Here is a 14,533-nt window from a genome sequence, read left to right as displayed (position 1 = left end):
GCTTTATCCTATCGCCTCTACGATCAAGTGTCGGTATCGAACACTGGCATTCTGTGAGGTATAGGTTTGGGCTCTTGCCAATCTCAATGAACGCTTAGTATCTTCTTGGCTCAATTGTTCAACGATCGCTCCAGCCAAATTCTCCGCATTCTCCATTTTGGTCAAAGGACCAATCTGCCCGCCATCCAATATTTCGTCTGGACCGTAGGGACAGTCGGTGGCAATCACAGCAACTCCGGTCGACATCGCTTCAACTAGCACATTCGGTGAGCCTTCAAATCGAGAAGAGAGAACAAACAAGTCAGCATTGGCCATCTCGGTCAAAACATCTGACGAATAACCGGGTAAGTCGACATTATTGCCGAGTTGCAATTGCTTAACTTGATCTTCGAGCTTAGCCCTATCTTCGCCCTCTCCAAAAATAATTAAGCAACAATCCATCTGCTTGCGTACCATCGCCATCGCATCTATGAGTACATCAAAGCCCTTTTGCTCAGCCAATCGACCAACGGCGACGATAATGGGTTTATGTCTATTGGCAAGCCAAGGGTGTTGGGAATCGGAGTACTGCTTATCGACAAAGTTGTTATCCAATACTGGGTTGGGCGCAGTCACAGTGTCACTCTCACGAACAACGGTGTCTCGCACCAACTCATCAGCGACGCCTTGCGATACCGCAATGACTGGGTTTGGCTGCCAACGATAAAAATAAGGGGCTAAGAAATAGGCCAGCTTGACTGACAAGTCTGAATTCACCAATTTATCTCGAGAAAACGCATTACGCTCACTGGTATGCAGTTGCTTCAACATCCCCGTCAATAAACACGCAATCGTCGCAATGACGTTAACATGTGTCAGTGCAGACAAAACTCGGTCAGGGCGACTTTGCTTTAGGTACTTCACCAGTCTGGGGACGCTGGTCATCGTTCTTGGGGCATTAAGATCAATAATATTCACTTTGCTGGATACGTGCTTCTCGGTCACACCCCGCTCCGTCAGTAGTACCAAGTCTATATGATCGCCACCCTCTGCTAGCTCGTTAGCGAGTCGCACCATCATTTTTTCTGCACCACCACCTCGCAAGTCATGCAGTACAATCGCTAGTTTGATTGGCGTTGTCATCTTATTATGCTCCACTAAACACTTTGTAATACTGCTCGGCAGCGACTTTATATCCATACTCGGACGCCGCTGTTGCTGCATATTTTATTGGCGCTTTGTAAGCTTTGACTATGCTACGCGCTAGCGCATCCACATTGCCATTCTCGACCAAGTACCCCAATTCTCCTTGCTTTAGAATCTCTTTGGGTCCCGTAGGGCAATCAAATGACACAATGGCAGATTGAAGCGCTAATGCTTCAATCAATACGGTGGGTAAACCTTCATGGCGAGAACTTAAAATAAAGCCTTCAGAGTGCTTCATAATAAAATAGGGATTGCGATTAAAACCGGCAAAGAATACGTTTCCCTCCAACCCGAGTGAACGACTCAAAGCCTCTAAGCTTTCTTTGTCCGGTCCTTCACCCACAATCACCAATTTCGGCAGTTCTGGATTCTGCTGCTTCGCTTGCGCGTAAGCATGCAGTAGTAAGTCAAAACCTTTCTGCTCACATAGGCGACCTACTGAACAGTAGTAGGGCTCATTGAACTGAAAGTTCTCGGTATTATTTTGTGCTAGGTGATAAATTTTGTCTGACACCACGGGATTAGGACAGTATGAAACTTTGGATTTGTTGAAGAAGGTATTATCACGAATATAGTCTTGAAGAGCCTTGGACACTGACACAATTTTAATGCCGCTCGCCGCATACACGTTATACAAAAGCTTCAGCATTCGTGGCGAGAGCTTTTGATCACTCACATCGAAGGCACAATGCCGTGCAAGCACAGGAGTAAATCGGCGATTCTTTAAATAACAAGCCCAGATCAAGATATTTGCCTGCTCTTTCGCTCCCACGACCACATCAAACTTACCGCGTTCTATAAAACTCGATAGCTTTCGCACTTTAGCAAAAAATCCGCCTGTCGCCGTGACATAGTCAAAATCATTAATAATCTCGACTTCTTGCTCAGTCAGTGATGAGCTAATAAAAAAACTTACCTTATGACCATCTTCGCGAAACTGATTCGCTAAGTTCAGTGTCACTCTTTCAACACCACCAGAGGTGACGAAATCCTTGTGAACAAACAGTATTTTCTTACTCTTCATGATCCCTCACCATTCCTGAAGTTAGTTAAGATTGCTTTTTTGCAAACACACAGTAGATAGCGTGAGGGTTGGTCAGTAGATAGCGCATAAACAGTTGGCGCGGATTCGTGGCCACACGATGGACCCACTCAATACCCGCATTTTGCATCCAAATTGGCGCTCTAGGATAGTCACCCGTAATGTAGTTATAACAACCACCACAGGTAATCACGACGGGTACATCAAGGCGAGATTTATTCCTGATGCAAAAAGCTTGCTCTTTTGGCTTACCCAATCCAACCCAAAGCACATCCGGCTTAGTTTGGTTGATCAGATCACAAATTCTCTTTTCTTCGTTTTCAGAAAAATATCCATGATGCAAACCGGCAACAGTAAAGTTAGGGTGTTTATTATCCAATAATTCAGCTGCTTGAGTTACGACGTCATCTTTGCCTCCCAGCAAGAAATGTCGTAGCGGTCTATTTTGCATCTCTGCGATATCGTGGATCATATCGGTTGTGGCACTGCGCTCAGGAATCGCGTGCCCTTTTAGTCGTTTGGAAAACGAGACAATACTTTGACCATCCGCATGAACCAGATCGGCCATTGCCAGTTGCTGCTTAAATTCCGAATTAGTATTGGCAAATGAGATAGCATGACCATTGTTGTCAAAGATCAGATACGGTGTCCCCTTGTTGGAGTCATCCGCTCGGTATTGAGTGGCGATGTTCATGATAAGATCTGTGATCTGTTGACGATCAATACATGCCGTCTCAATCCCACCCACATTAACGTTATTAAATTGCTTTATATTCATGCGGATTTCCTCTCTGTTAGGTAGAAAGACTTATACCAATCCACAAACTGTTGAGTGCCATATTCAATACTTGTCTCAGGCTTAAACTCAACCTCATTCGCAAGATCATCCACATCGGCATAAGTGGCTAATACATCGCCAGGCTGCATGGGCATATAGTCTTTCTTCGCCTCTTTGCCAAAGGCTTTCTCTACACACTCAATAAAGTAACCTAACTCAACCGGAGTATTGTTTCCGATATTAAATACCTTAAACGGAGCCTTAGAGCTATCAGGGGTCGGATCTGCAGCAGACCAGCTCTCTGAGCTTTGGGCAACCTTATCTTGAACCCGAACCACACCTTCTACGATGTCATCAATATAAGTAAAATCGCGTCTCATTTGACCATGATTAAACACTTTTATTGGCTGTTCATCGGCTATCGCTTTGGTAAATAGATACATGGCCATATCCGGTCTGCCCCAAGGACCATAGACCGTAAAAAAGCGCAAACCCGTGGTTGGTAATCCATATAGATGGCTGTAAGTATGCGCCATCAATTCGTTGGACTTCTTAGTGGCTGCGTAGAGTGATACCGGATGATCAACCGCATCCTTGGTAGAAAATGGCATGACTTCATTCATACCATAAACCGAACTGGAGGAAGCATAGACAAGGTGCTCTACATTATTGTGTCTGCACCCCTCTAAGATGGTCGCCATACCGACGAGGTTTGAGTCGATGTATGCCATTGGGTTCTCAATGGAGTAACGTACACCAGCTTGTGCCGCAAGATGAATCACACGTTGGAACTGTTCTTGAGCGAACAAGGTTTCAATCCCTTCTCTATCTGCGACATCCATCTTGAAAAAACGAAAATTATCTAGGTGCTGTATTCTCTCCAAACGGGCGATTTTTAGCTTAGGATCATAATAGTCATTCAGGTTGTCTATCCCTACTACCTCATGACCATCTAGGCACAATCTCTCGGCAACAAAGTTTCCAATGAACCCCGCTGCGCCAGTAACTAATATCTTCATATTTATCCCTATATCAATCAATTAGCTTTATGAATGTTGACGAATCTCTTCCTTGGTATATCCGTAATCTCCATAGAGATATTCGCTTTCCGCTTTTTTGTGACTGGTTCGGTTAACGATCACACCTTCGATGGCAATATCACGCTCTCTAAGTTTGGTGATTGTTCTCATCACCGTTTGCTCTTTAGAGAAGTTCGCACGTGTTACCACAAGCGTAGAATCCGCAAGTTGGCAAATAATTCGTGAGTCTTCTACTGGCAAGGTTGGAGGTGTATCGATAATAATCCGATCATATTCCTCAGCCATCTGAGACAGCAGACGTTCAAATACTGCTGAGTTCAAAAGCTCTTGAGGATTGGTGGTTAACTTACCCGCTGGCAACACGGTTAAACCTGATGTTTGATGGGTATATAGGCACTCTTCTAGAGGGGTACCCAACACGAGATGATTGCTCAACCCCTGTTGGAACTTTTTAAATCCAAATCTATCGGCAACGGCTGGTTTACGCAGATCACAATCGATTAATAGCGTGCGTTCTATTTTGGCAAAGGATATGGCTAAGTTAACAGAGACTGCTGTTTTCCCTTCGCCCTGCAATGAAGAGGTCACCACGATGGTTTTGTTTTGAGTCTGACGATTTTTTTCATTCAAACGTATGGTGGTACGAATCGCATTTAGGGATTCTGAAAAACTCAGTCCTTTGTCGTGGTTTTGCACTTCAGCATCGATCGGTTGTTTACGATATTTTCCAAACTTAACATTTGGCACACCACCAATCGGCATAAATCCAAATCTATCTTCAAAGTTACGGACTGAGTCAATGGTCGTATTGGTGATAACAAACAAGCATACCATTGCGACGGCGAATGCTAGGCTCCCTACCAATGTCGCCATTGCCAAAAATCCTTTTTTAGGACCACTCGGAATTGGCGGTATCATTGCCATATCGGTAAAACGGGCGTTCGCAGAGTCAAAATTACTGGTTGCTGTTGTCTCTTTTTCACGCGTTAGGAAAACGTTAAGTATATTGCGGTTAGTCTCTATCTCGCGTTTCAGCTCTTGATAACGACTCTTCTTAAGTGTGATCGATTGGAACTCATTTTTCTGAGATTCAATCTCACTGGTGATAAGTACTTCCTGCTTACGCACCGCTTGAAGTTCTTTGCCCATACCACTGACAAGCTTTTTCGTTACCACGGCCGCTTGATTTTGGACAGCATTAAGCTTGGCATTGGCTTGAATCATAAGATCATGCTTAGGACCATAGCGCTTGGATAAACGTTGTACGTCGTTGATGGCACTGCTCTCTGCTTGTCGAATACTTATCACCTGAGGGTGAGCAGAAATACTTGGAATCGTTGCCAATGAAGCCAAATCTCGGCTATTCGATGAACGAAGAGCGGCGTACGCGGCCTCAAGTTCGATTCTTTGATCTCTCACCAGTGCCAAACGTTTAGTTAGATTGAGCAATTCTTGGCTCGCCAATTGGTCAATACCGCTATCATCAATCAACTTCTCTTGGATAAGGAAATCACTCAGCGCTTGTTCTGACTGCTCCAATTTACTTTTGAGTTCATCTAAACGACTAGTCAACCAACTTGACGCGTACTGAGTTGCAGACAATCGGGCTTCAAGATTGATGTCGATATAGGCATAGCCGATTGCGTTTGCAATTTCCGCCGCCAGTTTTGGGTCCTCTGAAGTAAACTGAATTTTGACCAACTGAGTATTTTTCACAGGAATAATCGAGCTTCGGCTTTTAACGGCATCGAGAATCATTTTTCGACTAAACGCTTGTTGCAACTCCTGCGCTAGTTCATCAGCACCGCCTTGAACTATGCTTGCGTCGCTAGTGGTCGTATATTGCTTCACTGATGCTTTCACTTCAGAAATCAATTGTTTTGGCAGTGATTTGATTTGAGCGAGTAGGGTTGGATTGTCTCTTAAGGCGGGGTTAAACTCTGGCATACTCGCCAGTTCAAGCTTATCGATTACGTTTTCAGCAATTTGATTCGATCTCAAAATCTCAAACTGAGTCTGGTAGTACTCTTTTTGACTGGAGTCGATACCCACAACCTGCTGAATAGAGACGGCCTTTTTGTCTTTTGCTTCAATCAATAGCGTTGCTGTAGCCGTATATTTCGCAGGAATAGACATGAGAAAAAATACAGCAATTCCAGTAACAAACGCACTGAATAGCAATATTAAAAACCAACTCCTTTTAAGCTGTTTAACATAAGGATATAAATCAAAAACCTGCTCTGATTGATTTTTTTTGTCTTCCATTACGTGGTCCATAATATACTCGAGATATTCCATTATCATTACAACTTGCTACTCACAAGTCATTTCTACAGACAAAGCATAATGCTCACACTGCTCTACATCAGTTACAGCGCATACCCTCGCTGTGACAACTTCAACCTAAGCAACTGAAAAAGAAGATAGTTAGGCAGAAAACCGACTCTAGAACACCATCACTTATCAACCACAGACTTCTAACAGGATGCTGATATTCCAGAATACTATTGATCACTACTAACGACTAAGTCGTTCTATTTGCGCTTATATTTTCTTTTGAAAAAACACAAATCACAATTATGAAATAAAATCACCACACTTCTCTCTATGTAGTGCTATAAATATATTTCTTTATTGTTGAGCGTAATAATCAACCATGCTTGCTATCTAATCTAAAGTTTAAACTTGGCTTTAATCAAGCGTCTTCGATCTACAGCGGTTAGTTTGAGCCGAGCTTTCTCATATTCGAAACAGATCACGCCCTTTGTCCCCCACCTTTGTAGACAAAATCACTTACAATTTCGAGTCGCGTGCTCTCGTTTCAGATTCACACGAAAATCTAGTCACACCCCAATATCAGCGCTAAACTAACCGTCATATTTCGCTATCAATCAGGAATTAAATATGCCACCAATCGTTGTGGGACATCGAGGCGTCTCGGGTCATTTTCCGGAAAACACAAAGGTGAGTATTGTTGCCGCGATCGAGCTTGGGCTGAAATGGATTGAGGTCGATATCCAACCGAGCAAAGATGATGTATTAGTGGTCTGCCACGACCACACCGTAAACCGATGCAGTAATGGTATTGGGAGGATTGATGACCTCACCTTTGACCAACTCCGAAAGCTCGACTTCGGCGCTTGGTATGGTTCACGATTTAGCGGTGAAGTCATCATGAGCCTCAGCGAGTTGTTAGCGTTAGCCGATACTCATAAGATTGGTATCAATATTGAAATCAAAATTGACCGACATAATGCTGCTCATGTGGTTGCATTGCTAAAAGCTCAACTAGAGAGCTCTCGCCACGACAAAGAGAGGCTTATCTTCTCAAGCTTTGATCATAACGTCATGCGTCAACTCTATCAGCAACTCAATGGCTACAAACTGGGTGTACTTAGTCGACGTCTGCGCAAAGCTGACCAACAACTGCTCAACGAAATAGACGCTTTTAGCTGCCATTTAAACTTTCGCTGGACGACCAAACGACACGTCGAAATGTTGCATAAGAGTGGGTATCAAGTTTGGTGTTATACCGTCAATAGCCCAAAACGTCTTGCCCATCTCAGTACCCTAGATGCCATATTTAGTGATTACCCAGAGCGATTTATCCACAGCGCACTTGGTCGGATCGGTTAGCGAGTATCTTGACTCGTCAAAGCTCGACGAACCTGTTATCTTTGCCACCGCCATCCCTTGATTGATCACGAATTATGCCTTCAAAACAGATCATTAAAAAAATTGTCGACATCGGCGATACCCTGCACAGAAGCGGTTGCGCGCCTTATAAGGTCGAAAAGTACGCTCAATATTATGCTCAAAAGCATGGTGTCGATGTGATGGTTCAGGCGACGCCCACCGCGATCAATTACCAATTTACCGATGATAACAACACCGTCGTGATGAAGCGCCTAAAGCCCGCTTCTATTAACTTAGGTTTGCTGGCGAATACCATTATCCGTATCAACCAACCCAGCAACGAGCCTATTCCCGAGCCTATTGGCTATGCTCCATGGATAGTTGCATTAGCTAATATGGGAATTCCTCCCGCTTATCTTATGCTGGTCGGTAGTACCTTTGAAGCGATTGGTTTTGCGGTATTACTGGGCTTTATGGTCTGGGTATGTCAACGGGTTTATCGTGGTCACAATGCCATTGCCGTTGAGTTTATTGCGTCGCTGATTACTGGGGTAAGCGTGGCATTTATTGCCAGCACTGGCGCACCGATTCCTATATGGGCGCTCTGTATTGCCAGTGTGGTGCTATTTGTGCCCGGTCTGGCTATTGCCAACTCTTTAGAGTGCCTTGCCTTTAACGATTTAGTATCAGGTACTGCGCTGCTCGGGCAAAGTGCCCTTACTCTGATCAAGTTGTTTATTGGTGTCATCATAGGATTAAACATTGGCGAAGGCATATGGGGTCAAGCGTATTCCATCTCTTACACCAATGATGTACCGTTCTGGTTACACTGCTTTGGTCTATTGCTTATTTCAAGTTGTATCGGCGTCATATTTAACGCCCGCCCTAAAGATATCCTGTTTGGTTTGCCTGTCGCTGTCTTGGGGATGTGGGGACCTTTCTATCTTGGATTTGAGAGCGGTTGGATCGTCGGCACATGGATAACCACAGTATTGATTACTTTTTATGGAACCTGGCTGGCAAAACGTTTCGAATTAACCGGCTCAATATACATAGTACAAGGCATCATTATATTGGTTCCGGGTAGTCGCGTACTGGTCAGCGCTAGCCAATCGGTATTTGAACAGTCCATTTTACCTATTCCAGATATTGGTCTTTCTGCTCTGTTCATGTTCTCTGCCATTGTCGCTGGTCAGATCACTTCATATTCTCTCTATCCACCTAAAATCGAAAAATAAAATTGATCCGTGCTGGATCACAAATAACGAACGACATTTTCTATGCAAGCTAACATCTTGTTGCAAATTTACAGTAACTTGACACTAATGAGAAAAAATCATACAAATATAATAAAAATCAAATAGTTATCAAAGAGTTGCTTATTGTGTAATTTCTAGATAAATAATGACATTTCTATGTATTGTTTAATCTTTATTCAAAAAACGGGTTAAACTTCAAATATTCCCAATTCACTTTATTGCATATCATTGACTTCATACGTCAGTATCTTATATTAATTCTTGGCTAGGGATAACGCTCCATTGTGAACAAATGCTATCGTTGAATTTAGTAAATTCTGCCATCGTGTTGAACGCAATAGCAAGTGACCATTCCATGCTATGACAGCCCAAGCGGCACATAAGATACAAAAAAGATAATTTAGGAAAAAATATGTCTAACACAGTTACTGGCACAGTAAAATGGTTTAACGAAACTAAAGGCTTTGGTTTTATTCAACAAGAGAATGGTCCTGACGTGTTCGCTCACTTCAGCAACATCAAAGCAGATGGTTTCCGCACTCTTGCTGAAGGTCAGCAAGTTGCCTTTAAGGTAACCCAAGGTCAAAAAGGTCCACAAGCTGAAGAAATCACGATTGTTTAATTAATAACAAAGTGACTGGATGTGGGTATTGTAATTGACCTATTATTTTGATCAGTAATTGTACATTGCAGCCAGAATCGGCTTAAAACGCTTAAGACCCTCCGTAGCCAGCTCCTTAGCTGGCTACTTTTTTATCATTCCGTCGCCACAACTATACCTTTCTCCCAGTAACAACGTATGATATACCCAAGTTACCTCAAGATGCAGAGTTCAGAGGTAACTTGGGTATAGAACAAACTGGATTCTCAGCGCTTGATTTCACTTTTATCAAGCCAACTTATTAATTGACGAACCTACTATTTAATCCACGGACCTACTATGGCACTCAAACCAACAATCTATAAATTCCGCCTTGCGCTCACTGACATGAACCGTGACTACTACGATTCTTTCAACCTGACTGTCGCCCTGCACCCATCAGAAAATCATCCTCGTATGATGGCTAGGCTAATGGCTTTCTGCCTCAATGCGTCGCAAGAATTGCAATTCACTAAGGGGCTCTCTTCCATCGAAGAACCTGATATTTGGCAAAAATCTTTGGATGATCAAATTATTGAGTGGATCGATGTAGGCGAACCTGATGTGGATAGAGTGAAAAAATCCACTCGCCTTGCCAAAGCGGTCAAAGTCTACAGCTTTAACAGCAAAAGCGACGTCTGGTGGCAGCAAAATAGTGGTAAGTTTGGTTTTCTTGATGCGGATATCTATCGTTTAAACAGCGACGCTATTGAGCAGCTTGCCAGCTTAGTGAATCGAACCATGGATCTTTCAGTAATGATTACTGGCAATTCGCTGTTTGTCGACGGGGATGCAGGCTCTGTTGAAGTCACCTTTGAAGCATTACAACAAAAATGACTCCCTTAGAGCAAGCCTTGAGGAATTTGGGAGTCGTTGAGTTAGCGTATGTAGCTGAACATCAGAAACTTTTATTGCAAGTCTGCGAGCGTAACAATACCACCTTCGTCGCGACTCGCAGCAACAAGCCAGATTCATCGGTACATCAAACTCTTTTAGGTCTGTTTACCAAACTCAATATTGACGCTGTCAGCGTGTTATCGCGACACTCTGAGCAGATCCAAACCATGCAGCAGACCTTTGAGCAACACTTGGGTAGAGACCATGGATCTCGCTTTAAACTTGAACAAGTCGTAGAACTGGTTTTAGTCACTCATATCTGGTTGTACATTCAGGGTTTATTGGGCATGGATTATAGTCTAGCGAACGATCATGCTCGCCAGTGCAGTGAATTGATTGCACAATTGACTCAACAGGACATCGAGACCTCACGTACTGCATTCAACCAAAGTTACTACTTAGGGATTCGACAATATGAATCCACTCGACCAAAACGGTCGCTATTGATGCGCCTATTCGAGAAGTGGTTTAATTGAGCCGCGACTTCATAACTCGTTACGCTCAGAAAACGCCCGATCAAGGGCGTTTTACCTAAATACCGTCAATTTGGGTATCGGTATCCTTTAAATACAGCGACTCAAATATCGGCTCTTGCTAAAACTCAACGCGACGGCATAAGAAAGCAGAAACACCATCACACTTGCCAACGGAATATAAATATAGATATCCATTCTATCTAACAGCCAACTTCGTCCCGCAAACGATAAAATATCTAGGAAGATAGGATGTACTAGGTAGATACCAAAACTGAGCTTGGCAAAGGAACTAAACTTAAAATCTCGGTCACAAAACGTTTGGATTAAGAAAAACAGGGCGACTGATGACAGAATCGTGCTAATACTATTGTTTGAATGAAAATAGCCGGTGACTAGGAAATACTTACCAAAAATCGCCAGACTCCAGGCAGTAATTAAAACGATAGTACTAAGTATTGAATTCACCTTTACATCATACTTAGCAATATAGCCTCCTAAGCAATAGTAACCAATATACATCAAAAAGTTATTGGTAAATAAACTGAGTTTGGCGTTCATATCAAGATAAGAGAAAACACTCGTTGCCAAGCTATTGAGAATAGTTAGAGCAAAATTGAACAGAATAAAAACAAAAAGCTCATGCCTCGATAGATTATTAAATAGTGTCCTTAGAATGGGCGTAATAAGGTACAAAAAAGGAATCATAAACAAGTACCAAAGATGGACATAGGGCTTGCCCAGTATCCAAGCTTTCACGAGCGCCTTTGGTGCACTGGCAACATCATCATAAACAACATGATACTTCAAGATCGTCCACACACTAAAGAACAGCGACCAAAACAATAAGGGGATTAGTACTCTACTTAGCCGTTTCTTAAAAAAGGTGGATGGTGACTCGTCCTTATTTAAAAGAAAGTAACCACTGATCATGATAAACAAGGGAACACACCAGCGAGTGGTCGATTCAAAAATATTCCCTGCCCACCAATTATGCACTGATACCTCTGGATTCGAAACGTCTAATCCTGTAACAAATCCAGCCGCAACATGGAGCATAATAACCGCAAATGCAGCAAACACCTTTAGATTATTTATCCACATACAATATCCCTATATTAAATTCCATCCTGGTATCTTTACGTCATTGTATATACCGGATAAACCTAAGCAAGATATCAGAGAATATTATATATGCGACTTATCAAATTCGAGACACTAATAGGTAAGCTATCTATAATGTATATACCCATATCTATAACGTATATACCCAAGCTACCCGCCGATTTAGTTGTCAAAACAAAACGAGTTAAATACGTCTCTTTAAACTAAAAAAGCCCCTAGATATCGCTATCTAGGGGCTTTTATCACTATCGTTTGCGATTACAGTTCAATCGTCACTGTTTCGCCGTCAACCGTTAGCTCAAGCGTGTTGCCAACCAGTTTGTGGGCAACTTCAACTTGCTCACCTTCGTTCTTGTTTGGAACAAGAAGCGTTAGGATGTTGTGTTGTTTAGCCGCTTTAAACTCAGTTTCAACATGGCGGTGAATTTCTAGATCCTCAAACTCATAAGGGTCTACTTCACCGAAACCTTCAACATTCTTAACTGAAAGGATGTTGTCTGCACTTTCGTTGATGAAAGAAACATTTAGGTTGGCTTTTTCGCCTTGGATTGCGAAAGACTTGTCAGCACATTCGGTACCGAAAGTCGTGTGCATTAGCCAAGTTAGGTCTTTCTCTTCAGTGAAAGAAGCCTTGTCTTGCATTACAAACACTTTACCCTTCACAAACCAAATCTTACGCTTGTATGATTCGATTTCAGGAGTGAAGTATTTGTAAGATGCCGTTGCATCACCTTCAACGAATTTAACATCAGACTCGGTATCGAAATCTGTGATGTTACCGCCCGCTTCAATACAGAAACGATCTTGGTGACCTTCGTATTTAGTGTTTTTGTTCTCACCGTACTGACCTTTACCACCAAACAGTGGAAGGTTTTTAGAGAACGTGTGACGACGCCATTTAATGTGCATGTCCACACCGAAACCACCGTAGTAACCAGTGATAGAAGCAAGCGTCTCACCAAATGCGTGTAGCGTGAATGCGTTCTGGTCACCGTGAGAGTGACTGATAGAACCAAACGGGCTGCACTTGTAAACCATGTGAATGTGCTCATCACGCTCACACATCTTGTTGTGGAACGCCGCCCAACCTGTGATTGGGAACACTTTCAATAGTGGATCGTTTGAAGGTGCTTGCTCTTCTGGCGCATCCCAAAGGATGTTGAAGCGAAGATCGTCGTAGCCAAAGTCCCACCAACCGTAGTTATAGAACTTAGTATGTGCTTCAGTATCACGACCTTTCAGTTGGTTGTAGTACCAAACATACTCTGGCTTCTGGTTAACACCCGCATAGTGCTTGATGTTGTAAGCCAGTTTTAGACCAGGGAAGTCTCCGATTGATGACTGGTCACAGAAGCTTGCGCGCTTAGAGTGAACAGGCATGCAGTATAGTGGGAAGTCACCCGTGTTCTCATAGAACGTCTTGTTGAACAGGTTAACGCCAGTGTAGCTCTTCATTAGGTCGAAAGCTTCGCCTAGGAATGCTGTTTGCGTATTCCAGTAGTCTGGACCTTCTGCCCAACCACCGTCTTCACCGCCCCATGGTGGGTAGTGAACTGCGTAGTATTCCATCGCGTACGCAAGGTACTCGCCCGCTTTCGGGTGATCGTGGAATAGCGCGATACAAGTTGGTACAACCGCAGAACTGATAGAACGTACACCGTGGCTGTTTAGTGGGTTTTCTAGTAGATCAACCGTCACTTTTAGGTGGTGCATGATTTCGTCAAGACGAGTAACCAGTGCAGTACGAACAGTTGCTAGCTCTTCTTCAGAGAAATAAGCGTGTAGCCAGTCGTAACCCCAAGCCATTGCAGCGATAACGCGGAATGCCGCTTCATCGTTGTAACCACGAGACGTTACGCCATCTGGATCGTAAGTTGCCAGTTTCAAAGTCCAAGCTTTTGCTTTAGCGATAAGCTCTTCATCATCTTTCACGATACCCGCGATCGCTAGGTTACGTGTTGCGTTCATTGCCATTTGGCAATCAACGTACATTTGACGCCAGTAAGGACGCCATAGTGATGCTTTGCCTACCGTTTCTTCTGGGTACGGTTGTGGTTCTTCATACGGAGCTGTATCTAAGAATTTCTTAGTTGAGTTGTTGAAGAAGTCATCAAACATGCAGAAAGAGTCATCTGCTTTAACTTTCGCTTTAAACTCAGCGAGGTCTTCTGACTGGATAAGTAGGCGTGGACGTGCTTCAGATAGGTTATCTAGGAAAGACAGGTCAAAGTCTCTCTTTTGCACTTCGATAGGTAACAGATCAACAAGGTTTCCTGCTGACGTGTCATTCTCCAATTTAATCGCTCTAATAGCGTCTAGCGATTTATTGTCACTCATTACGAACTCCCGTGTAAAATACGTAGTGTTTAGGGGAACAAATACAAAGTATGCCTTATTGTAATACAATAGTGCCTCAGAAAGCGACTAGCCCCCGATTTTTTTACACGGTTTTGTGACC

The 14,533-nt window shown here is 43.2% G+C and carries 12 protein-coding genes; 5 read left to right on the top strand and 7 right to left on the bottom strand.

Annotated elements, in window-relative coordinates; genetic code table 11:
• Positions 1-3 precede the first annotated feature (3 nt).
• From L9Q39_RS14850 to L9Q39_RS14830, 5 genes are read right to left on the bottom strand one after another with little or no spacing between them, the layout of a single operon-like run.
• A complete protein-coding gene (locus tag L9Q39_RS14850; RefSeq protein WP_237485882.1) occupies positions 4-1,122 on the bottom strand; it encodes a glycosyltransferase in 1,119 nt (372 codons plus the stop codon).
• A 4-nt stretch (positions 1,123-1,126) separates the two neighbouring features.
• Complete coding sequence (locus tag L9Q39_RS14845; protein ID WP_237485881.1) at positions 1,127-2,209, bottom strand: glycosyltransferase; 1,083 nt, start codon at positions 2,207-2,209, stop codon at positions 1,127-1,129.
• Positions 2,210-2,234: 25 nt separating this feature from the next.
• The gene (locus L9Q39_RS14840; protein ID WP_237485880.1) at positions 2,235-3,005 is read right to left on the bottom strand and encodes a WecB/TagA/CpsF family glycosyltransferase; all 771 of its coding nucleotides are present in this window, start codon (positions 3,003-3,005) and stop codon (positions 2,235-2,237) included.
• A complete protein-coding gene (locus tag L9Q39_RS14835) occupies positions 3,002-4,024 on the bottom strand; it encodes an NAD-dependent epimerase (RefSeq protein ID WP_237485879.1) in 1,023 nt (340 codons plus the stop codon). The genes L9Q39_RS14840 and L9Q39_RS14835 overlap by 4 nt, the downstream gene beginning before the upstream one ends.
• Positions 4,025-4,051: 27 nt before the next feature.
• Positions 4,052-6,310, bottom strand: a complete 2,259-nt coding sequence (locus L9Q39_RS14830; protein ID WP_237485878.1) for a GumC family protein — start codon at positions 6,308-6,310, stop codon at positions 4,052-4,054.
• 639 nt (positions 6,311-6,949) lie between these two features.
• Here L9Q39_RS14830 and L9Q39_RS14825 point away from each other — a divergent pair.
• From L9Q39_RS14825 to L9Q39_RS14805, 5 genes are all read left to right on the top strand, one after another.
• Positions 6,950-7,681, top strand: coding sequence for a glycerophosphodiester phosphodiesterase family protein (locus tag L9Q39_RS14825; RefSeq protein ID WP_237485877.1), 732 nt, complete (start codon positions 6,950-6,952; stop codon positions 7,679-7,681).
• A gap of 74 nt (positions 7,682-7,755) precedes the next feature.
• Entirely contained in the window at positions 7,756-8,919 is a 1,164-nt protein-coding gene (locus tag L9Q39_RS14820) for a threonine/serine exporter family protein (protein WP_237485876.1), read from the top strand.
• A 433-nt stretch (positions 8,920-9,352) separates the two neighbouring features.
• Positions 9,353-9,562, top strand: a complete 210-nt coding sequence (locus L9Q39_RS14815) for a cold-shock protein (protein WP_237485875.1) — start codon at positions 9,353-9,355, stop codon at positions 9,560-9,562.
• A 318-nt stretch (positions 9,563-9,880) separates the two neighbouring features.
• Positions 9,881-10,417, top strand: coding sequence for a YaeQ family protein (locus L9Q39_RS14810; protein ID WP_237485874.1), 537 nt, complete (start codon positions 9,881-9,883; stop codon positions 10,415-10,417).
• Positions 10,414-10,953, top strand: coding sequence for a hypothetical protein (locus L9Q39_RS14805; RefSeq protein WP_237485873.1), 540 nt, complete (start codon positions 10,414-10,416; stop codon positions 10,951-10,953). The genes L9Q39_RS14810 and L9Q39_RS14805 overlap by 4 nt, the downstream gene beginning before the upstream one ends.
• Positions 10,954-11,040: 87 nt before the next feature.
• On the opposite strand, the gene L9Q39_RS14800 is transcribed toward L9Q39_RS14805, so the two are convergent.
• A complete protein-coding gene (locus L9Q39_RS14800; RefSeq protein WP_237485872.1) occupies positions 11,041-12,054 on the bottom strand; it encodes an acyltransferase in 1,014 nt (337 codons plus the stop codon).
• A gap of 279 nt (positions 12,055-12,333) precedes the next feature.
• The gene (locus tag L9Q39_RS14795; RefSeq protein WP_237485871.1) at positions 12,334-14,412 is read right to left on the bottom strand and encodes a DUF4962 domain-containing protein; all 2,079 of its coding nucleotides are present in this window, start codon (positions 14,410-14,412) and stop codon (positions 12,334-12,336) included.
• Positions 14,413-14,533: the final 121 nt, after the last annotated feature.

The organism is Vibrio hippocampi (assembly GCF_921292975.1).
Lineage (GTDB): Bacteria > Pseudomonadota > Gammaproteobacteria > Enterobacterales > Vibrionaceae > Vibrio > Vibrio hippocampi.
The sequence above is the reverse complement of the archived record's forward strand: the minus strand, read 5'-3'. Positions and strand labels throughout refer to the sequence as shown.

Excerpts from the sequence above, each read along its gene's own strand:
- L9Q39_RS14805 (WP_237485873.1), top strand. The coding sequence starts at position 10,414 with ATGACTCCCTTAGAGCAAGCCTTGAGGAATTTGGGAGTCGTTGAGTTA.
- L9Q39_RS14825 (WP_237485877.1), top strand. The coding sequence starts at position 6,950 with ATGCCACCAATCGTTGTGGGACATCGAGGCGTCTCGGGTCATTTTCCG.
- L9Q39_RS14845 (WP_237485881.1), bottom strand. The coding sequence starts at position 2,209 with ATGAAGAGTAAGAAAATACTGTTTGTTCACAAGGATTTCGTCACCTCT.
- L9Q39_RS14815 (WP_237485875.1), top strand. The coding sequence starts at position 9,353 with ATGTCTAACACAGTTACTGGCACAGTAAAATGGTTTAACGAAACTAAA.
- L9Q39_RS14820 (WP_237485876.1), top strand. The coding sequence starts at position 7,756 with ATGCCTTCAAAACAGATCATTAAAAAAATTGTCGACATCGGCGATACC.
- L9Q39_RS14835 (WP_237485879.1), bottom strand. The coding sequence starts at position 4,024 with ATGAAGATATTAGTTACTGGCGCAGCGGGGTTCATTGGAAACTTTGTT.
- L9Q39_RS14830 (WP_237485878.1), bottom strand. The coding sequence starts at position 6,310 with ATGGAAGACAAAAAAAATCAATCAGAGCAGGTTTTTGATTTATATCCT.
- L9Q39_RS14795 (WP_237485871.1), bottom strand. The coding sequence starts at position 14,412 with ATGAGTGACAATAAATCGCTAGACGCTATTAGAGCGATTAAATTGGAG.
- L9Q39_RS14800 (WP_237485872.1), bottom strand. The coding sequence starts at position 12,054 with ATGTGGATAAATAATCTAAAGGTGTTTGCTGCATTTGCGGTTATTATG.
- L9Q39_RS14850 (WP_237485882.1), bottom strand. The coding sequence starts at position 1,122 with ATGACAACGCCAATCAAACTAGCGATTGTACTGCATGACTTGCGAGGT.
- L9Q39_RS14840 (WP_237485880.1), bottom strand. The coding sequence starts at position 3,005 with ATGAATATAAAGCAATTTAATAACGTTAATGTGGGTGGGATTGAGACG.
- L9Q39_RS14810 (WP_237485874.1), top strand. The coding sequence starts at position 9,881 with ATGGCACTCAAACCAACAATCTATAAATTCCGCCTTGCGCTCACTGAC.